Below are 20,199 nucleotides of genomic sequence, written 5' to 3'. Positions count from 1 at the left end.
TATTCAGGATTCTCCTGCCGCATACTGATAGTTATACAGATTATAATATAGTCCCTCTTTACTTATCAGCTCTTTGTGGGTTCCAGACTCAAGAAGATGACCTTCGGAAAGAACCAGTATCCTGTCAGCCCTCTGTATGGTGCTTATTCTATGGGCAATAACCAGTGATGTTCTCCCTTCGAGGAGTTTGTCCATAGCCTTCTGGATAAGCTTTTCAGTTTCTGTATCAATATTGGCAGTCGCTTCATCCAATATGAGAACAGCCGGATTATGGGCAACGGCTCGTGCAAAGGAGAGGAGCTGTTTCTGTCCTCCTGACAGATTTTTACCTCTTTCCTGGATCTCAGTCTCATATCCCTTTTCCAAGGAATCAATAAACCTGTCCGCCTGTACTGTTGATGCAGCTTTTCTCAGATCTTCATCACTCATTTCAGAACCCAGAGTAATATTCTCTTTCAATGATCCTGAAAAGAGAAAAACATCCTGCTGTACCGACTGAATAGATTTTCGGAGATGGGAGAGGCTGTAATTCTCCAGAGGTTTTCCATCAAGAAGAATCTGTCCGGAATCAATATCCCAGAGGCGTGTTGCCAGAGAGGCGATTGTTGTCTTTCCCGCCCCTGTATAGCCTACAATTGCGATGGTCTCTCCGGGTTTTGCCCTGAAGGAGAGATCTTTGAGTACAGGTTCTCCCTCTCTATATGAAAAACATACATTTCTGAATTCAATTTCGCCCTGTATTCTTTCGTCCTCAAGTTCTCCTTTGTCAGCTATTCTGTGATCCTCCTCAAGTAATGAAAAGACTCTCTCGCCGCCGGCCATGGCTGACTGCATTATTGAGAACTTTTCACTCATATCCATCACAGGTCTGTAGAACTTCTGTATAAGATCTATAAAGGCTATCAGTATTCCCAGAGAGAGAACCTGTCTGTTCAGCATGATAGATCCAGTGTAGATGACTACAGCAAGGGAGACGGATGTGAACAGATCAACCATGGGTCTGAATACGGCAAAGACATACATCTCAGCCATTGAGGCCTTGAGGAGTTCCTCATTATCTTTATTAAATTGATCCCCTGTGGATTTCTCTTTACCGAATATTTGAATGATCTCCATTCCGGCCACATGTTCTGATAGGAAACTGTTAACCCTTGATATCCAATGTCTCTGTTTCCGGTAGGCGCTCCGGGCTCTATTACGGAAAAATATTGAGCCTATGAGTATGGGGGGAAGGGTCAGGAGCGTGATTCCCGCCAGCAGAGGATTGAGGATAAAAAGAGTGATAATGACACCGCTCATAATGGCAATGTCCTTTAGCATGGAGATTGTAACTGAAGTAAAAAACTCGTTTATGGTCTCCACATCACTTGTAATTTTTGAAACCAGAGCACCCACTGGAGTATCTCCCAGGAAGCTCAGAGACTGATGCATGATATGAGAGAACATTGTCAGCCGTATATCTTTCATGACTCCCTGGCTGGTCCAGGCCATGGTCATTATCTGAACAAATGAGAAAACAAGTATAACCATGAGAAGAAGAAAGTACTGAATCACTCTTTTTTTCAATCTTACTACATCATCACTTCTCAGAGCTTTGCGGTCCTCACCGTTAAGCTGCTTAAGTATCCTCATGGGTATGGCATTGAAAGAGTTATCAAGAACTGTTCGCTCATGGAGAGATGAGAGAAGGGCCGGATCAATATCAGAATCCGGAAATACATACCACTCTTCAGAGGCCATCATGGCTTCAGCTTTGATTTTCACCCTGTCACTGCTGCTAATACCCTTCAGATCACTGACCAGTAGAAAAATACGTCCGTCTTCCGAGTGATGATATTCATCCGCATCAGGCAGATCGCTGTACTCCAAAGAGCTGTCTATCCACACCCATCTGGCCATAATATTCCGGTCAATACTCTTCTGAAGTATTATGGGAAGGGCCAGTTCTGCAACTGTGGAAAATAAAAGGGCAATGACTGCCGCAACAAACCAGAGTCTGTATTTCTTAGTAAAACGGAGTAGTTTCAGGATTATTCCTGAATCAAAGTCTTTTGCTTTTTTATTTTCACTCATGATTTATCCAATGATTGAAGTTTATATATTTTCTGATACAGGCCGGGGGAGGCAATAAGATCTTCATGTGTACCGCTCTGTTCGACAGCCCCTTCTGACAGCACAATGATCCTGTCGGCATTCATCAGTGTTGATACTCTGTGTGAGATCAGGATATTGCTTAAATCCTCACGTTTCTTAAAAAATCGGGAAAGAATGAACTCCTCTGTTTTTGTGTCAACAGCAGAGAGGGCATCATCCAGAATCAGAAGCTGCGGGTTGGAGAGAAGAGCTCTTGCCAGTGCTATACGCTGTTTCTGACCACCCGAAAGACTGATTCCCTTTTCGCCGACCTGAGTCGCCAGTCCCAGTGGAAAGTTTTTTAGATCTCTGTCCAGAGTCGTCAGTTCAATGATTTCCTGCAGCTCTTCCTCCGAGGCATGGGGGGCTCCTAATCGGATATTCTCTTCGATGGTGGCAGAGAAGAGAAAAGTTTCCTGGGGAATAATGGATAAAGACTTACGCAGTTGAGATAATTCAAGATCATGCAGATCAATACCATTGTAGCTTATTCGCCCCGGCGTGCTGTCCAGTATACGGGGGAAAAGGTTGACCAGTGTACTTTTTCCACTACCTGTTCTTCCCAGTATTCCGATGGTCTCACCGGCATTCAGTTCAAAATCCAGCTGTCTGATAACATCTGTATCACCAAAAGAAAAATCAAGTTTCTCAACTTTCAGTTTTTCAAATACCGGTACAGTTACGGGATTAGCACAGTTCCTGATATCTGCCTGTTCATTGAGAATGGAGTTGATCCTCTTTAGTGATGCAGCACCTCGCTGCAGAAGATTAACAGTAAATCCTGCTCCGATCATCGGCCAGGTCAACATTCCCAGGTAACTCATGACAGCCACAAAGTCGCCGGCCTGCATAGTTCCCCATATGACCATTCTTCCACCAAAGAACAGAAGAAGACAGGCTGTCATGCCTGTAAGAAAGCCTACGATGGGCATCATGAATCCCCAGATTTTAACAAGACGGATATTGGCTTTTATATAATTATTATTATCTTTGTCAAAGCTGCTGAGGGTCGCATTTTCCTTTCGGAAAGTTTTGATGACCCGAATACCGCTGAGGCTCTCCTGAACTCGGGACGTAAGGTCTGAAAATCTCTCCTGAACATTCCGGAACATATCCCCGAGAAATGATCCCATAAACAAAACAAGAACTGTAATAACAGGAAGAGGAATAATTGTTATGGCTGCCAGTCTGGGATATTGTGAAAACAGAATCCATAGAATTGCTATGGTCATGAATATACCGTCGGTAAATGCAACCAGAGCCATGCCGCTGGCCATACGAATTGCCTTCATATCATTAGTCATTCTGGCCATGATATCACCGGTCTTATGTTTTCCGAAAAAGGTGGAGCTCATGTTTAGAAGGTGATGAAAAATCTGTGCTCTTAGATTCTTCTCGATCTTTCTGGATGCCCCGATGATGAACTTTCTCCAGAAAAAACGTCCCACAGCTATAACCAGGGCAATAACGCACATGGTTAGAACAAGTCTGAGGATTTCGGCTCTATCAGCAGATCCTGATGACATGATATTCAGTGTTCGTTTTATGTACTGGGGGATCAGCAGCTGACCGGCATTTGTTATGATCAGAAAGAAAAGCCCGCCAATGTACTGAAGTCTGTATTTTTTATAATAGGGGTAGAGGGTTCTGTATTCCTTTAGCATATCTAACAAATATACCCGCACATAATAAAAAAGGACAGCCCAAAGGCTGCCCTGAATGTTTTAGATATGGGATGTCTGAAAAATCCTATAGGATATGCTTCAGGAATTGTCTGGTTCGTTCCTCTTTGGCATTGTCAAATATTTCAGAAGGCTTTCCTTCTTCTACAATTTGTCCTTCATCCATAAAAATAACTCTGTCCGCAGCAGCTCTGGCAAATCCCATTTCATGGGAAACAACCATCATGGTCATTCCGTCTTTAGCCAGATCCAGCATTACATCCAGAACTTCCTTGACCATTTCAGGATCGAGGGCTGATGTGGGCTCGTCAAAAAGCATAACCTTGGGATTCATTGCCAGAGCTCTTGCTATGGCGACCCTCTGCTTCTGTCCACCCGAAAGTTCTCCGGGGTAGGAAGCTGCTTTCTCTTCAAGACCTACCCGTTTCAGGAGACGCATTGCATTCTCTTCGGCGGAAGTTTTGGTCTCTTTTTTTACCTGTCTGGGAGAAATTGAAATATTCTCCAGAACAGAAAGGTGAGGGAAGAGATTGAAATCCTGGAATACCATTCCAACCTCTTCTCTTATCTGCCTTATGTCAGAATCGGGATCTGTAACACTTTCACCATCAATGAAGATTTCACCTTCCGTAAGTACTTCAAGTCTGTTAACAGAACGGAGTAGTGTACTCTTACCGCTGCCCGAAGGACCGATAATAAGAACAACCTCACCACTTTTAATATCAAGACTTGCTCCATTTAGAGCCTTTACAATTCCAAAATCCTTGACGGCGTCTTTTATGCTGATTCTATTTTCCACGGTATGCCATCCTTTCTTCCATTATGGCAACCATGCGCGAGAGGAAGAGGGTTAACACAAGATATACCAGTGCTACCATAGTATAACTTTCGAAATACAGAAAGCTGGTGGATGCAAACTCTCTACCTCTGCGGAGCAGGTCTGATATTGCCAGAACCGACACCAGGGAGGAGTCTTTCAGAAGAGCGATAAACTCATTTCCGATTGCAGGAAGTATGACCCGCATAGTCTGTGGAAGTATAATCAGTCTCAGAGCCTGTCCCCGGGACATTCCAAGAGCAATAGCCGCTTCCATCTGTCCTTTGGGAATTGACTGAATACCTGCACGGAAAATCTCTCCCATATAGGCACCATAACAGACAGCCATTGCAATAACAGCGGCAACCATTCCCTGAATATTCAAAAATTTACCAAGGGCAAAGTAGATGTAGAATAACTGTACCAGCAGGGGTATCCCGCGGATCAGCTCTACATATACCGTTGCCACCCGGTTATAGACAACATTCCTGGATATCTGTCCCAACCCTGTAAGAAGGCCTATGAAAGTGGCACAGATAATTGCCATCACAGTAACTTCAAAGGTAATCAGAATACCATCAGGAAGAAATTTCAGAATTCTTAAGTATGGATCCGGTTTGAGAACCGGCAGAAGAATCAGTACCGCAACGGCACCGAAAAAAGTAATCTGCCAGGACGAAAAGAGCCCCTTATTTCCTTTAGCGGGAATAAGGGCTCCATCTGTGACTTCAATCCGGGGATGATTATTATCTAGCGAAGCCATTTATTGATCAGCTCGTCTCTTTCGCCGGATGCGATAACAGACTCAAGACCTGCGTTAAGTATAGCAAGAATATCACTGTTACCTTTCTTAACGGCTACACCGTAGAATTCATCAGTAAAGGGTTCACCAACAATTTCAAGTACAGATTTGTACGTATCATTTCCGAGAACATAGTCTGCTGCGATGGGGCTGTCAGCAACTACACCTTCAATGTTTCCGTTAGCCAGATCTTCAATGGCCAGACCAAGCTCATCATAGGTTTTCAGTTCAACATTTCCGGCATCAGAAATAGCGATAGCACCGGTTGTTCCGATCTGTGCACCGACTTTTTTTCCTGCCATATCAGCAAGAGTTGTCATTCCGGATGATTCTTTAGCTACAATCAGAACCTGACCAGCATTGATATAGGGAACTGAAAAGTCCATAGCTGCTTTTCTATCATCTGTAATGGTTACTGAAGAAATAACGGCATCATAGTTACCATTGGCCAGACCTGCAAAAATTCCGTCCCATGCAGTGTTTACTACTTTTACTTCAAAACCACCTGCTTTTGCTGCAGCTTTGATAAGGTCTACATCAAAACCTATGATTTCTTTATTTTCATTCAGAAACTCCATGGGAGGCCATGTGGCATCTGATGCGATTGTAATAACACTACTGTCTTCTTTCTTACTGCAGCCTGTAATAAATAGTACGGAAGCACTCATAATCAGGATCAGGGAGAGAAATAAGATTTTTTTCATAACTGAACTCCATTTGCTCATATTTTTGATTTATTATATTTATACCAGAAACTTACCGTCTTATAAAGTGATTTCGCATAATTAGTATGAAAAATTGCAATTATATAGGCAAAAACTACGTTTTTGTACTATATGGCCAGTATCTTTATAGCAGAGCTGTGAATGAGCGGTAAATATTTATACAAGAATGTCTGAATCGAAATGCTGCTGATATTACTTAAAAATCACTTGTCTGACCTGTTGATTCTCATAAATTAAAGTGATAGGCTGAGCACCTGAAAAGATAAAGCTTATATATTCCAGATAATATGGTTCTGCGAGTTTCTACAGATCCCCGAAAAGGATCTTCTATAAGTTTACCTATAAACCTCAATTTCTTTCTATCCCGGAATGGCGCTGGAGATGTTGATGTGTTGCCTTAAGAGCTTTATTCAGTACAGAAATAAAATTCGAATCGTAAAGATTCAGGAGGAATGCATCACAACATGAGTGATTTTTTCCGTGTTTATGTAGAGAAAAGAGCGGGGCAGGATAATGAAGCCCGCGGTCTAAAGTCGGATCTTCAGGAAACTCTCGGTATTTCGGGAGTTAGTCGTGTCAGAATAGTCAATATCTATGAGTTGACGTCAGTAGATGATAATCAGCTGACAAAAATTTCTGCAACAGTATTTTCAGAAACACCTTCTGATCTCATTCATATTGAAATCCCTTCTGCAGAGAAATCTTTCGCCCTGGAATATCTTCCGGGACAGTTTGATCAGAGAGCAGATTCAGCGGCTCAGTGTATTCACCTGATCTATCCGGACTGGTCCGGAGTTGTCCGAAGCAGTAAGCTGATCCTCCTTGAGGGACATATCACTGCCTCTGATCTGGATAGAATAAAGACATACTGCATCAACCCTGTAGAAGCCAGAGAGAAAAATCTTTCAGGGCATTCTCTTTTTGATCTGGGATCCGCAGCGGATAAGGTACCTTATCTGGACAGCTTCAATTCTGATGACCCTGCCTCCATTATACGTTCAATGGGACTCGCCATGTCGGTAGAGGATATAAAATCCTGTCAGGAGTATTTCGGGAACATCGAGAAGCGGAGTCCCACAGAAACTGAAATTCGAGTACTCGATACTTACTGGTCGGATCATTGCCGGCATACCACATTCGAAACAGAGTTAAGAAATATTATTCTTCCCCGGGATAGATTCCAGGAGAAACTTGAACAGACACTGAATCATTATAAAAGCATCCGCCGGCTATGTGAGCGGGAAGAGAAACCTCAGACATTGATGGATCTGGCAACCATCTCGGGACGCCGGATGCGTAATGAGGGACTTCTGGATGATATGGAAGTTTCAGAAGAGATCAATGCCTGTTCAGTCAGGATCAAGGTTGATGTAAACGGCAGGGAGGAACCCTGGCTTCTGATGTTTAAAAATGAAACTCATAATCATCCTACAGAGATTGAACCATTCGGGGGTGCATCCACCTGTATCGGCGGTGCCATCAGAGACCCCCTTTCAGGGCGTTCCTATGTATATCAGGCAATGAGAATCACAGGTGCTTCCGATCCAACTGAATCCATGGAGAATACCACTCCGGGGAAACTCCCCCAGAAATATATTACCAGAACCGCAGCCCATGGATATAGCTCATATGGTAACCAGATTGGTCTGGCTACAACCTTTGTCAGGGAGATCTACGATCCCGGTTATAAGGCAAAGCGTATGGAAGTCGGTGCAGTGGTGGGAGCCGTACCTGAAGAGATGGTTCGCAGAGAGTCTCCAGAACCCGGAGATGCAATAGTGCTCATCGGTGGTAAAACCGGACGCGACGGATGCGGAGGTGCCACGGGGTCTTCCAAGGAACATACGAGTGAATCCCTTGAAAGCTGCAGTGCCGAAGTTCAGAAGGGTAATGCTCCGGAAGAGCGTAAAATCCAGAGGCTTTTCAGAAATCCTGAACTAACAGCTCTGATCAAGAAATGTAATGATTTCGGAGCAGGGGGTGTCTCTGTTGCTATCGGTGAGCTTGCTCCCGGCCTGATAATAGATCTTGATAAAGTACCTACAAAATATAAGGGTCTCAGTGGTACAGAACTTGCAATATCTGAATCCCAGGAGAGAATGGCTGTGGTTGTTGCTCCGGAAGACATGGATGCACTTATAGCCTTTGCTTCCGAGGAAAATCTGGATGCAACTCATGTTGCCGATGTAACTGTAGAAAACAGACTGGTCCTTAACTGGGGTGGTAAAGCCGTTGTGGATCTGGATCGTGATTTTCTTGATACCAACGGTGTCAGACAGTCCACCGATGCAGTTCTGCCGAAGATAGACTGGGATGTTAATCCTTATGCAAAAACTGAAAAAATTGATCCTGCTCTTTCTGAAAAAGAGAAAATGCATACAGTTCTTAAAGATCTTAATGTCTGTTCCCAGAAAGGTCTTGTGGAGATGTTTGATGCCTCCATCGGAGCCGGAACAGTTCAGATGCCCTACGGCGGTGCACTGCAGCTCAGCGAATCTGAGGCGTCCATCCATAAACTGCCTGTTCCCGGGGGGAAAACAAAAACCTGCAGTCTTATGGCCTATGGATTTGATCCGGAAGTCAGCCGCTGGAGTCCATATCACGGAAGTATTCATGCCGTTGTTACATCCCTTGCACGTCTGACGGCGAGTGGAGGACGATGGAGAAAGGCCCGTCTGAGTTTTCAGGAGTATTTTAAACGTCTTGGAAAAGATCCTGAAAACTGGGGACTTCCTCTGGCAGCACTTCTAGGTGCTCTTGAGGTTCAGGAGCAGCTGGATATCCCTGCTATAGGCGGAAAGGACAGTATGTCCGGTACCTTTCATGATATTCATGTGCCCCCTACACTGATCTCTTTTGCCGTAACAACGGCTGATATTGAAAATACGGTCTCTTCTGAATTCAAAAAGAGTGGAAACACCGTTTATATGCTTCCTGTTTCAGTTGATGAATATCAGCTGCCCCTGTGGGAGATCCTCAAGGCCTCTTTTGACAGGATGGAATCCTGGATAAAAGAAGCTAGGGTTCTGAGTGCCGCCACTGTAAAAGAGGGCGGAATTGCTGCCCAGATATTCAGAATGGCCGCCGGTAACTCTGTGGGATTCAGACTAGCTGACTCAGATCTTCCTCTTTTTGATAAGGGACGGGGTGAGATAATCTTTGAATCTGCGGATGACTCTCTATGTAATGAATATCCCGGTCTGATACTGCTGGGGCAGACAAAGGATTCATCAGTTCTGGATTTTATATCTTTTAAGCTTACTATCGATGATGCGGTTCAAAGCTGGAAAAGTACACTGGACACCGTCTTTCCCGATGATCCGGACAATGGAGCTGCTGAAAGCTGTGAGATCAAGGTGTTCACCCCTTCCAATTCTCCAGCTGCTTCAACTGTTTCAGATCTGTCCAGGGGAAAACCAAAGGCTTTTATACCTGTTTTTCCGGGAACAAACTGTGAGTATGATACGGAGCGCTCTTTCCGTGAGGCTGGGGCTGATACATTGAGTACTGTTTTCTGTAATAGAGACCGTTCTGATGTTCTGGCAAGTCTTGATAAAATGGTTGAGGGAATCAATGGATCTCAGATCCTGATGCTCTCTGGAGGCTTTTCAGCAGGTGATGAACCCGAAGGCTCAGGTAAGTTTATAGCTAATGTTCTCAGAAACCCTGAAGTTGCCGAAGCGGTTCATAAGCTTCTGGAGCGGGACGGTCTGATACTGGGGATCTGTAACGGATTTCAGGCCCTTGTTAAATCCGGCCTGCTTCCCTACGGAAGAGTTCAGGAGCTAAGCGCCGAGGCACCCACACTGGCTCGAAATATAAATAACAGACATATATCCCGTATGGTCACTACAAAGGTCTGCAGTACCGGGTCACCCTGGCTTCAATCCATGGCAGCAGGAGATTTACATGAAATTGCAGTCTCTCACGGAGAGGGACGTTTTACGGCTCCCGAGGCTGTGCTGAATGATCTGGTGAAAAATGGTCAGATTGCATTTCAGTATACAGATTCTGATGGAAGGGCCGTAATGAACCCCCGTTTCAATCCAAATGGTTCGGATCTGGCCATAGAGGGAATTATTTCTGAATGCGGCAGAATCCTTGGAAAGATGGGACATAGCGAACGTTTCAGTTCTGATAATTTTAAAAACATACCCGGTGAGAAGTATCAGTCACTCTTTGAATCGGGAGTTCAATATTTTAAATAACCATCGCCTCGGTAGGACATAAGGAGTCAAATATGAAATGTGCAATTTTTTTCGGCAGCCGTTCAGATCAGGAGAAGATGAAAGGCGCCGCTGATTGCTTAAAGGAATTCGGAGTTGAATATGAAGCTCATATTCTTTCTGCTCACAGGGTTCCGGAAAAACTGGTCGAAGTCATAAGAAGACTGGAAGATGAGGGTTGCGAGTTTATCATTGCCGGGGCGGGCCTTTCGGCTCATCTCCCGGGAGTTGTCGCATCAAAAACCATCCTTCCTGTTATCGGTGTTCCTCTGGATGCCGCATTCCATGGGATGGATGCACTGTTTTCCATAGTTCAGATGCCTAAATCAATTCCTGTGGCAACGGTTGGTGTGAATAACTCATACAACGCAGCCATGCTCGGAGTTCAGATTCTGGCTATAAAGTATCCGGACATTAAAGAAAAACTGATTCAGTTCAGAAAAGATATGAAAGAAAATTTTATTGCTGACAACAGCGAGGGAGTCGAATTGTGAAAGATATTCAGAAGACGGAAATGATGTATGAAGGTAAGGCTAAGAAGGTCTATGCTACAAACGATCCTGCCTATGTAATTGTCAGCTACAAAGATGATGCTACAGCTTTTAACGGTGAGAAAAAAGGACAGATTGCAGATAAGGGTGTATTCAATAATGCAATAACCACAGCTCTGTTCAAACTTCTTGAAGAAAAAAAAGTACCCACCCACTTTGTTGAAAAACTGGATGACCGGGATCAGCTGTGTAAGGCTGTCACCATTGTCCCTCTGGAAGTCATTGTACGAAATGTAATCGCCGGAAGCATGTCCAAGAGACTTGGTATTGAAGAGGGCACTGAAATATCCAATACAATATTTGAAATCTGCTATAAAAATGATGATTTAGGGGATCCCCTGATCAATGACCACCATGCAGTTGCCATGGGACTCAGCACTTACGAAGAACTGAAGCAGATCTATGCCATCACAGCGGATGTAAACAGAATCATGACAGCATTCTTTGACAAACAGGGAATCCGTCTGATTGACTTCAAGCTGGAATTCGGCAAAACGGCAGACGGTACACTTCTACTGGCCGATGAAATAAGCCCGGACACCTGCCGTTTCTGGGATAAGGAAACCGGACAGAAACTGGATAAAGACAGATTCAGAAGAGACCTTGGTAATATTCAGGAAGCTTATAAAGAGATCCTCTCCAGAGTGGAAAAAGGTTGATATGATACCCCATGAAGCTCAGCCTCTGGACGATAAACTGCATGAAGAGTGCGGAGTTTTCGGTATTTACTCCCTATCCGACTGCCCTGCTGCCGAAATGACCTATCTTGGTCTTCTCGGACTGCAGCACCGGGGTCAGGAGAGTGCCGGAATTACGGTCAGTCACGAAGGAAATCTCTCTACAAAAAAAGGGATGGGACTTGTTTCAGAAGTCTTTCGGGATAATGCGGTACAGGAATTGAACGGCGGAAATGCTGCTATCGGTCATGTACGTTATACCACGGCCGGAGACAGCAGCATTGTCAATGCTCAGCCTCTGGAAGGTCACTGTAAACTCGGATCCCTTGCGGTTGCTCATAATGGCAATCTGGTTAATGCAGAAATTATCCGTTCACTCATGGAAGACGGCGGGGCTATTTTTCAGACAAGCAGTGATACTGAAGTCATACTGAATATGGTCGCCAGAGGTGCCTCCAAGGGGATAGAAAAAGCGGTAAGAGACGCTGCACAGGCCATTAAAGGCTCCTATGCTATTGTTCTCTTTATTGATAATAAGCTTATCGGAGTCCGGGATCCTCACGGCATCAGACCTCTGTGCCTCGGCAAACTGAATGACTGCTGGATTTTATCCTCTGAATCATGTGCTCTCAATACTGTGGGTGCCGAATTTGTAAGAGATCTTGAACCAGGAGAAATCGTTGTTATTGATGAAACCGGTGTGAACTCACTGGGCCATGACAGTTCTTCAAATCTGTCTACCTGTATCTTTGAATATATCTATTTCGCAAGGCCTGACAGTCAGATTGACGGGATCAATGTTATGCAGGCGCGTAAGAGGTGCGGTGCGGAGTACTACAAGGAAAATCCTGTTGATGCAGATATCGTCGTGGCCGTACCGGATTCAGGTCTGTCTGCAGCCATAGGTTATTCACAAGCCTCGGGTATTCCCTTTGAAATGGGGTTTATTAAAAACAGATATATTGGAAGAACCTTTATCGCACCCTCCCAGGAGATGCGTGAGAAGGCTGTCTCTGTGAAGCTCAATGTTGTTAAATCCGTAGTTGAGGGTAAGCGGGTCATCCTTATTGATGATTCAATTGTCAGAGGAACTACAAGCCGTCATCTGGTTGCGCTGATGCGAAAGGCCGGAGCCGCAGAAGTTCATCTGGGAATAGTCTCTCCGCCAATTAAACACTCCTGTTATTTCGGGATCGATACTCCCGATACTGAACAGCTTATTGCCAGCGGCAGGGATGTTCAGGAAATATGCAAGGAAATAGGTGCAGACAGCCTGGGTTATATAAGTCTTGAAGGTCTGACCCGGGCATTGAGTCCTGAAGAGACCCATTTTTGCAACGGATGTCTTACGGGTATTTATCCTCTGACTCCCAATAACTGAGCTGATCAAGATTTTACTGAGTAATAAATAAAATACGGAAGGTATAATGCACACATATAAGGATTCTGGTGTTGATAAGGAAGAGGGTTACAAAGCCGTTGATAAGATCAAGGCTGCTGTTGCCGAGACTCATAATGAAAACGTCCTTTCAGGACTGGGCAGTTTTGCCTCTCTTTATGCTTTAAAGGATTATAAAAATCCCGTACTGGTTTCCGGTACCGACGGAGTGGGAACAAAGCTGGCCATTGCCTTTGCAAAAAATCTTTATGACACTGTCGGACAGGACTGCTTTGCCATGTGTGCCAATGACATTCTCTGTCAGGGGGCCAAACCTCTTTTCTTTCTTGATTATCTGGCCTGCGGAAAGCTGGATTCAGATGTTTCCAGCCGAATTGTTCTGGGAATGGCTGCTGCCTGTAAGGATGCAGACTGTTCTCTTGTTGGTGGTGAAACTGCCGAGATGCCGGGATTCTATAAAGACGGTGATTACGATATGGCCGGTTTCTGTGTGGGTGCCGTTGAAAGAGATGAAATCATCAATGGTGAAGCCATACAAGAGGGAGATATCCTTCTGGGACTGGCATCAAGCGGTGTTCATTCCAATGGTTTCAGCCTTGTCCGTTCACTTGTTAAGGATCTTGATGAAGATTTTCAGGGAGAACCTGTTTACAAAGAACTGATGAAACCAACAAGGGTTTATGTAAAAACAGTTCTCTCTGCCATGAAGATGCATCCTGGAGCTGTAAGTGGTATGGCACATATTACGGGCGGAGGAATCCCCGAAAATCTTCCACGTACTATTCCCGCTGGATTTACAGCGAATGTAAATAAGGCAGATATTCCGGTTCTTCCCATATTTGACTGGCTTCAGAAAAAGGGAGTCCCCCGGGAAGAGATGTGGGGAACTTTTAATATGGGCGTCGGAATGATTCTTGTGGTAAGAGAATCTGAGGCTGAAGGATTTAAAAAATCTCTTGAAGAATCAGGTGAACAGGTTGCGGTACTCGGGTATATCAGTAAAGGTGCAGAGCCCTTATGTTTAAAATAGCTGTCCTCATTTCCGGAGGCGGTTCCAATCTTCAGTCACTTATTGATGCATCCAATTCCGGCAATCTTGGTAACGGGATTATTACAACTGTAATAAGTGACAGATCAGCCTATGGTCTTGAGCGTGCTGCTGCTTCAGATATCAGTTGTTATCTTATTGACAGAAAAGTCCATAAGAGAGATCTTTCTGAAAAGATAATGGAAAAAATTCCAATAGATACGGATCTTATAGTTCTTGCTGGATACCTGTCGATTCTCAGTCCTGAATTTGTCAGTGCATGGCAGGGGAAAATTATAAACATTCATCCGGCTCTTCTGCCTGATTTCGGCGGCAAGGGAATGTATGGAATGAATGTACATCGTGCCGTGGTCGAAGCAGGACGCAGGAAAAGCGGATGTTCAGTCCATTTTGTGGAAATAGGTGTGGATACTGGTAAAATAATCCTGCAGAAGGAAGTTCCTGTTGAAAACGGAGACAGTCCTGAAGATCTTCAGGACAGAATATTGGTACAGGAGCATATTGCTCTGGTGGAAGCCGTAAATATTCTTATTAAACAAAGTCAATAAAACCTCGTATTAGGGAAGGGATAAATGAAAAGAGCGCTTATCAGTGTTTTCAAAAAAGATGGAATTCTCGAATTGGGAAAATTTCTCAAGGCAGAAGGATGGGAAATCGTTTCTACAGGCGGAACTTACCGATATCTGCAGGAACAGGGGCTGGAGCCGGTTGAAGTGGCAGCAGTAACTGGCGGCCGTGAGATGCTGGACGGAAGAGTGAAGACTCTCCATCCTGTAATACACGGCGGAATCCTTGCCATTAGAGATAATGATGAGCATATGTCTACATTGAAAGAGGAGGGAATTGGAACAATCGATATGGTTGTTGTAAATCTGTATCCTTTTTTTGATGAGGTGGAAACTGATAAGAGTTTTGAAGAAAAAGTCGAGTTTATTGATATCGGCGGTCCTACCATGCTGCGCTCAGCTGCCAAAAACTTCCAGGACGTAACAGTCCTCTGTAATACAGAAGATTACACCACCGTAATGGATGAGATGAAAGAAGCCGGTGATGTCTCTTTTGATACAAGAAAAACTCTGGCAGGAAAAGTTTTCAATCTTACTTCTGCCTATGACGGTGCAATCAGTCAGTTTTTCCTGAACCGTGACTCAATGCCGGCTTTCCTGAATGGCTCCTATAAAAAAAATATGGACCTCCGTTACGGTGAAAACCCCCACCAGAAGGCTGCCTTCTATACCAATACGTGGGGCGGCGGTGCATTCAGTGATTTTAAACAGCTTGGGGGCAAGGAGCTTTCATTCAATAATATTCGTGATATGGATGTGGCCTGGAAGATCGTCAATGAGTTTGAAGAAATCGCCTGCTGCGGTCTGAAACATTCAACTCCCTGTGGTGTTGCCCTCGGGAAAGATGCTGCGGATGCCTATATCAAGGCTTACGAATGTGATCCCACTTCAATATTCGGTGGTATTGTTGCTCTTAACAGAGAAGTGACAAAAGAGGCCGCTCAGGAGATGGTAAAAATCTTTCTGGAAATCGTTGTAGCACCTTCCTTTTCAGACGACGCTCTGGAAGTACTTAAGGGTAAAAAGAATCTGAGAATCATTCAGACTGATAATACACCTTCAGATCCCCTTGAAATCGTTAAAGTGGACGGTGGAATTCTGGTTCAGGATGCGGATCTCAGTTTCTCAAAAGATTTTGAAGTTGTTACCGAGGCTCAGCCTGATCCCTCACTGAAAGAAGATTTGATTTTCGGACAGAAAGTTGTAAAGCATGTTAAATCCAATGCCATCGTTGTAGTCAAGGACAGCAAGGCCACAGGAATCGGTACAGGTCAGACGAACAGGATCTGGGCTGCACAGCAGGCCATTGAAAGAGCCGGTGACGGAACAGTCCTGGCTTCTGATGCATTCTTCCCCTTTGATGATGTAGTTACTCTGTGTGCTGAAAAAGGAATCAAGGCTATTATTCAGCCCGGTGGTTCCATACGGGATAAGGATTCAATCAAAGCCTGTAACGAAAGGGGAATCCCTATGATCTTTACAGGGATGCGTCACTTTAAACATTAATATTACAGCCAAGCTATTGAGGCCCTTAGGCCTGATCAAAGAAACCGCCGAAGCCTTAAACCGGCTTCGGCAGCACATAGGGAGTCCTGGATGAAAATACTCGTAACCGGCAGTGGAGGGAGAGAACACGCTCTCGTAGCTAAGCTGCTTCAGAATCCTTCTGTTACTAAAGTCTATTGTGCACCCGGAAACGGAGGTACGGCTCGCGAAGAGGGCTGTGAGAACATAGCACTGACAGATATTCGTGCCCTGGCTGAATTTGCAGCCGAAAAAGATATAGATCTGGCACTGCCGGGTTCTGAGGATATGCTGGTTGCAGGGATTGCGGATCTTTTCAAAGAGAAGGGAATTCCTGTTCTGGGACCCCACAGGGACGCTGCAGTTCTGGAAGGCAGCAAATGTCTTGCGAAAGATTTTATGAAAAAATATGGAATAAAAACGGCTGCCTATGAAAATTTCAGCAATCTGAAAGATGCCGGAAGGTTTCTTGAGAGCTGTGATTTCCCTATAGTCCTCAAGGCTGACGGCCTGGCTGCCGGAAAGGGAGTCCTTATCTGTCAGAACCGGGATGAGGCTTTTGAGGCTCTTAATGCTCTAATGAGTGATAAGAAGTTTGGAGCTGCAGGGGACAGTATAGTGATTGAAGAGTTTCTGGAGGGTGTTGAAGCCTCAATTCTCTCATTTTATGATGGAAAGACAATATTGCCTCTACTCAGTGCCAAGGATCACAAGAAAATCGGTGAAGGGGAGAGCGGTGCTAATACAGGGGGGATGGGTGTCATTTCTCCTAATCCTTATGTTGATGAAAAGGTTCTGTCTCTCTTTCAGGAAGAGATAATGAAGCCCACAATCAGGGGGCTTGCTGAAGAGGGACTACAGTTTGCCGGTGTGATCTTCTTTGGTTTGATGATAAACGAGAGGGGAGTCTATCTCCTCGAATACAATCTGAGGATGGGAGATCCCGAGACTCAGGCGGTTCTGGCCCTTCTTGACTCTGATCTTCTGGAGATGATCCAGGCTGCCCTTGAGGGCTCCCTGGAGAGTTGTACTCCTAAGTGGAAAGAGGGAAGCTCCTGCTGCGTAGTTATGGCGTCCGGAGGATATCCGGAGGCATATGAGAAGAATAAACTTATCAGTGGTATTAAAGATTGTTCCGCTTCTGTCTTTATAGCGGGAGCCTCTCTGAAAGATAATGTTTTATACAGTTCCGGAGGGCGGGTTCTTAATGTGGTCGCCACAGCCCACGATCTGGAGGCTGCCAGGAAGGCATGTTATGAGGATGTATCCAAAATTTCGTTTCAGGATGCTGTGTTCAGAAGAGATATCGGTGGTGATGTCATTGGCTGATTATGTAAAAGTTTTTGTATACCCTGTCTTTGAAAAATAACAGTACCGGCAGGGCTTCGTTAATAATCATATTTTTGTTTTTTTAAAACAGTAAAAAGTTACTGAAAAACAATGGTTTCCAATTTTTCAATATTTTTTTTAATATCCAAAAAACAACAAAATTGTATTTTTTGGATTTTTTTTAAGAAAAAAAAGAGTGAAAATAACAGTTGACAACACTTAAGTTGTTAAAAGATGAGTTCTCTACTAATATAAAATAGGCGTTTTGACATGATTATTATAATGTAATATGAAAATGAACAACAGATTATATGTAAAAATGAAGGTTTTATTAAGAAAAACGTATTTTTCAATTAAATATTTTCCATAAATATCTGAATTAGCTGCAAAAATGGTGTTTCTCTATCAATTTTGTGTTCCTATTAACTAAACATTGACAATTCACACTTTTAATCCTATAAAAAGTAGCAACCTTATAAAAGGTTATTACTTGTACAAGGAGAAAAAAATGAAAAAGATCTTAGTACTTCTACTTATTTCTTTCGTAACCTTCGGCGCTTTTGCCACAGGTCAGGGAGAAGGTGGAACAATTAAAATCGGTGTTGCTGGTGCTCATTCGGGAGACCTTGCGTCTTATGGTATTCCTTCCATCAAGGCTGCTGAACTTGTTGTTGATATGTATAACGCCAAGGGCGGTGTACTTGGAAAACAAATTGAACTCGTAATTGAAGATGATGTATGTAAACCTGAAGTGGCTACAAACACAGCTGCAAAACTTGTAGGTGAAGAAGTTGTAGCGGTTATCGGTCATATCTGCAGTGGTGCTACAAAAGCGGCACTGGGTATCTACAAGGATGAAAATATCATTACAATTTCTCCTTCTGCTACCAACCCTCCTCTGACAAAGAGCGGAGATTATCCCAACTTCCTGAGAACCATCGCTCCCGATGATGCTCAGGCTGATGTTGAAGTAACTTTTGCTGTTGATAAGATGGGATTCAAAAAGATTGCTGTACTTCATGATAAGGGTGACTACGGAAAAGGTTTTGCCGAGTTCTGTAAAGCACAGCTTGAAACCAGATCCGGTGTTGAAGTTGTTCTGTATGAAGGTATTCAGGTTGGTGCTGTAGACTATTCTGCGATCATCAATAAAGTTGGAAACTCTGGTGCTGAAGCTGTAATTTTCGGTGGATATCACCCCGAAGCTTCAAAACTGATCAGCCAGATGAAAAAGAAAAATATGGATATTGCCTTCCTGTCGGACGACGGTGTTAAGGACCCCACATTTATCAAGGTTGCCGGTGAGTATTCAGAAGGTGTATATGCTACAGGTCCTGTAGATACTTCTTCCAACCCCATGGCTGTTAAAGCTGTTGAAGATCACAAAGCAAAATATGGAGAAGAGCCCGGTGCTTTCTTCCTGAATGCTTATGCTGCTACAATCGCTGTACTGAATGCTATCGATAAAGCCGGTACTACCGAATATGAAGCAGTTTCTGCTGCACTGAGAAGTGAATATGTAGAAACTCCTCTTGGTAAAATCAGCTTTGATGCAAATGGTGATGCCATTGGTGTAGGTTTTGCTGTATACCAGGTTCAGAACGGTGTTTACGTAGAACTTAAATAAGTTTTCCGAATCTACCTCTTAAAATAATCCGGAGCAGATACTTATTTGTGTCTGCTCCCGGTTTTCTATGGGGATTTAAAAAATAGGAGAAATATTATTTCATGAACCTTGAGTACTTTTTTTCCCTTTTCCTGGGCGGACTTACCCGTGGAAGTATCTATGCTCTTATAGCACTGGGATACACCATGGTTTACGGTATTATTAAACTTATAAATTTTGCCCACGGTGAAATTTATATGATTGGTGCTTTCACTGCACTCATAATCGGAGCGGCTCTGGCAATGACAGGCCTCAATCCGATCCTAATATTTGTACTTGCCTGTCTGGCTGCCATTATTTATTCGGCTGCCTATGGTGTTACAATCGAAAAACTGGCTTACCGGCCTTTGAGAAAAGCCCCGCGGCTTTCTGTTCTCATTTCTGCTATAGGTATGTCCATTTTCCTTCAGAATTATGTTCTGCTGGCACAGACTTCAGATTTTCTTCCGTTTCCCAATTTACTTCCTGAAATGAAGATTCTGGATCCAATTTCACATTTAATGACTACATCTCAGTTTTTAATACTGGTTTCAACAGCGGTGGTTATGATTCTTTTAACCATTCTGATAAAATTTACAAGAATGGGTAAGGCCATGAGAGCCACGGCTCAGGATACGGATATGGCCAAGCTTGTAGGTATCAATGTAGACAGGGTTATCTCTCTGACATTCCTCATCGGATCTGCAACAGCTGCACTCGGAGGTGTTCTGATAAGTTCTCATATAGGACAGATCAACTTCTATATTGGTTTTATCGCCGGTATAAAAGCCTTTGTTGCGGCGGTATTGGGAGGTATCGGAAGTATTCCCGGTGCCGTATTAGGCAGCTTTGTACTGGGTCTGACCGAAAGTTTCGGTACAGGTTACATCTCCAGTGACTATGAAGATGCTTTTGCCTTTATCATTCTGATCGTCATTCTTATTTTCAAACCTTCCGGTCTTCTCGGAAGAAAAGAAAATGAGAAAGTATGATGTTTAAAAAGAGAGACAAATAGATGTTTAATATAAAAGACTTAAAAAAAGCGCTTTTAAACTCTTTATGGTTTATGTTTCTG

Annotated in this window: 15 protein-coding genes and 1 riboswitch; of the genes, 10 read left to right on the top strand and 5 right to left on the bottom strand. The window is 43.8% G+C overall.

Going from position 1 to position 20,199, the window contains the following annotated elements; genetic code table 11:
- Positions 1 to 3: 3 nt before the first annotated feature.
- From DV872_RS17760 to DV872_RS17740, 5 genes are all read right to left on the bottom strand, one after another.
- Positions 4 to 2,073, bottom strand: coding sequence for an ABC transporter ATP-binding protein (locus DV872_RS17760; protein ID WP_114631294.1), 2,070 nt, complete (start codon positions 2,071 to 2,073; stop codon positions 4 to 6).
- Complete coding sequence (locus DV872_RS17755; protein WP_114631293.1) at positions 2,070 to 3,797, bottom strand: ABC transporter ATP-binding protein; 1,728 nt, start codon at positions 3,795 to 3,797, stop codon at positions 2,070 to 2,072. Before DV872_RS17755 ends, DV872_RS17760 begins: the two co-directional genes overlap by 4 nt.
- Before the next feature lie 85 nt (positions 3,798 to 3,882).
- Positions 3,883 to 4,614 carry an amino acid ABC transporter ATP-binding protein gene (locus tag DV872_RS17750; RefSeq protein ID WP_114631292.1) on the bottom strand — a complete coding sequence of 244 codons (732 nt, stop codon included), beginning with the start codon at positions 4,612 to 4,614 and terminating at the stop codon, positions 3,883 to 3,885.
- Positions 4,604 to 5,395: an amino acid ABC transporter permease gene (locus DV872_RS17745; RefSeq protein WP_114631291.1), complete on the bottom strand. Its 792-nt coding sequence runs from the start codon at positions 5,393 to 5,395 to the stop codon at positions 4,604 to 4,606. Before DV872_RS17745 ends, DV872_RS17750 begins: the two co-directional genes overlap by 11 nt.
- Complete coding sequence (locus DV872_RS17740) at positions 5,383 to 6,138, bottom strand: basic amino acid ABC transporter substrate-binding protein (RefSeq protein WP_114631290.1); 756 nt, start codon at positions 6,136 to 6,138, stop codon at positions 5,383 to 5,385. Before DV872_RS17740 ends, DV872_RS17745 begins: the two co-directional genes overlap by 13 nt.
- Positions 6,139 to 6,408: 270 nt before the next feature.
- Positions 6,409 to 6,509, top strand: a riboswitch (purine riboswitch).
- Positions 6,510 to 6,623: 114 nt separating this feature from the next.
- On the opposite strand from DV872_RS17740, the gene DV872_RS17735 reads away from it, so the two are divergent.
- The 10 genes from DV872_RS17735 (at position 6,624) to DV872_RS17690 (ending at position 20,116) form a co-directional block, all read left to right on the top strand.
- The gene (locus tag DV872_RS17735) at positions 6,624 to 10,367 is read left to right on the top strand and encodes a phosphoribosylformylglycinamidine synthase (RefSeq protein ID WP_114631289.1); all 3,744 of its coding nucleotides are present in this window, start codon (positions 6,624 to 6,626) and stop codon (positions 10,365 to 10,367) included.
- A gap of 32 nt (positions 10,368 to 10,399) precedes the next feature.
- Positions 10,400 to 10,879 (top strand): 5-(carboxyamino)imidazole ribonucleotide mutase, encoded by a 480-nt coding sequence (gene purE, locus DV872_RS17730; RefSeq protein ID WP_114631288.1) that lies wholly within the window; start codon positions 10,400 to 10,402, stop codon positions 10,877 to 10,879.
- A gap of 20 nt (positions 10,880 to 10,899) precedes the next feature.
- A complete protein-coding gene (purC, locus tag DV872_RS17725; RefSeq protein ID WP_216664413.1) occupies positions 10,900 to 11,595 on the top strand; it encodes a phosphoribosylaminoimidazolesuccinocarboxamide synthase in 696 nt (231 codons plus the stop codon).
- A 1-nt stretch (position 11,596) separates the two neighbouring features.
- Positions 11,597 to 12,994, top strand: a complete 1,398-nt coding sequence (gene purF, locus DV872_RS17720) for an amidophosphoribosyltransferase (RefSeq protein ID WP_114631287.1) — start codon at positions 11,597 to 11,599, stop codon at positions 12,992 to 12,994.
- Between the two features lie 46 nt (positions 12,995 to 13,040).
- Positions 13,041 to 14,042, top strand: coding sequence for a phosphoribosylformylglycinamidine cyclo-ligase (gene purM, locus DV872_RS17715; protein ID WP_199563505.1), 1,002 nt, complete (start codon positions 13,041 to 13,043; stop codon positions 14,040 to 14,042).
- A complete protein-coding gene (gene purN, locus DV872_RS17710; protein ID WP_114631285.1) occupies positions 14,030 to 14,608 on the top strand; it encodes a phosphoribosylglycinamide formyltransferase in 579 nt (192 codons plus the stop codon). The genes purM and purN overlap by 13 nt, the downstream gene beginning before the upstream one ends.
- A gap of 24 nt (positions 14,609 to 14,632) precedes the next feature.
- Entirely contained in the window at positions 14,633 to 16,132 is a 1,500-nt protein-coding gene (gene purH / locus DV872_RS17705; protein WP_114631284.1) for a bifunctional phosphoribosylaminoimidazolecarboxamide formyltransferase/IMP cyclohydrolase, read from the top strand.
- Between the two features lie 90 nt (positions 16,133 to 16,222).
- On the top strand, positions 16,223 to 17,479 hold the full coding sequence (gene purD, locus DV872_RS17700) for a phosphoribosylamine--glycine ligase (RefSeq protein WP_114631283.1): 1,257 nt from the start codon (positions 16,223 to 16,225) through the stop codon (positions 17,477 to 17,479).
- A 508-nt stretch (positions 17,480 to 17,987) separates the two neighbouring features.
- A complete protein-coding gene (locus DV872_RS17695) occupies positions 17,988 to 19,106 on the top strand; it encodes a branched-chain amino acid ABC transporter substrate-binding protein (protein WP_114631282.1) in 1,119 nt (372 codons plus the stop codon).
- Positions 19,107 to 19,207: 101 nt separating this feature from the next.
- Positions 19,208 to 20,116, top strand: coding sequence for a branched-chain amino acid ABC transporter permease (locus DV872_RS17690; protein WP_114631281.1), 909 nt, complete (start codon positions 19,208 to 19,210; stop codon positions 20,114 to 20,116).
- Positions 20,117 to 20,199: the final 83 nt, after the last annotated feature.

Origin of the sequence: Oceanispirochaeta sp. M1 (assembly GCF_003346715.1) — a bacterium.
In the GTDB taxonomy this organism is placed as follows: Bacteria; Spirochaetota; Spirochaetia; order DSM-2461; family DSM-2461; genus Oceanispirochaeta.
Note: the sequence above shows the minus strand (reverse complement) of the source record. Positions and strands in the feature narration are given on the sequence as shown.

Bases quoted from the DNA above. Each gene is read 5' to 3' on its own strand.
- DV872_RS17760 (WP_114631294.1), bottom strand. From the start codon at position 2,073: ATGAGTGAAAATAAAAAAGCAAAAGACTTTGATTCAGGAATAATCCTG.
- DV872_RS17755 (WP_114631293.1), bottom strand. From the start codon at position 3,797: ATGCTAAAGGAATACAGAACCCTCTACCCCTATTATAAAAAATACAGA.
- DV872_RS17745 (WP_114631291.1), bottom strand. From the start codon at position 5,395: ATGGCTTCGCTAGATAATAATCATCCCCGGATTGAAGTCACAGATGGA.
- DV872_RS17740 (WP_114631290.1), bottom strand. From the start codon at position 6,138: ATGAAAAAAATCTTATTTCTCTCCCTGATCCTGATTATGAGTGCTTCC.
- DV872_RS17735 (WP_114631289.1), top strand. From the start codon at position 6,624: ATGAGTGATTTTTTCCGTGTTTATGTAGAGAAAAGAGCGGGGCAGGAT.
- purE (WP_114631288.1), top strand. From the start codon at position 10,400: ATGAAATGTGCAATTTTTTTCGGCAGCCGTTCAGATCAGGAGAAGATG.
- purC (WP_216664413.1), top strand. From the start codon at position 10,900: ATGATGTATGAAGGTAAGGCTAAGAAGGTCTATGCTACAAACGATCCT.
- purF (WP_114631287.1), top strand. From the start codon at position 11,597: ATGATACCCCATGAAGCTCAGCCTCTGGACGATAAACTGCATGAAGAG.
- purM (WP_199563505.1), top strand. From the start codon at position 13,041: ATGCACACATATAAGGATTCTGGTGTTGATAAGGAAGAGGGTTACAAA.
- purN (WP_114631285.1), top strand. From the start codon at position 14,030: ATGTTTAAAATAGCTGTCCTCATTTCCGGAGGCGGTTCCAATCTTCAG.
- purH (WP_114631284.1), top strand. From the start codon at position 14,633: ATGAAAAGAGCGCTTATCAGTGTTTTCAAAAAAGATGGAATTCTCGAA.
- purD (WP_114631283.1), top strand. From the start codon at position 16,223: ATGAAAATACTCGTAACCGGCAGTGGAGGGAGAGAACACGCTCTCGTA.
- DV872_RS17695 (WP_114631282.1), top strand. From the start codon at position 17,988: ATGAAAAAGATCTTAGTACTTCTACTTATTTCTTTCGTAACCTTCGGC.
- DV872_RS17690 (WP_114631281.1), top strand. From the start codon at position 19,208: ATGAACCTTGAGTACTTTTTTTCCCTTTTCCTGGGCGGACTTACCCGT.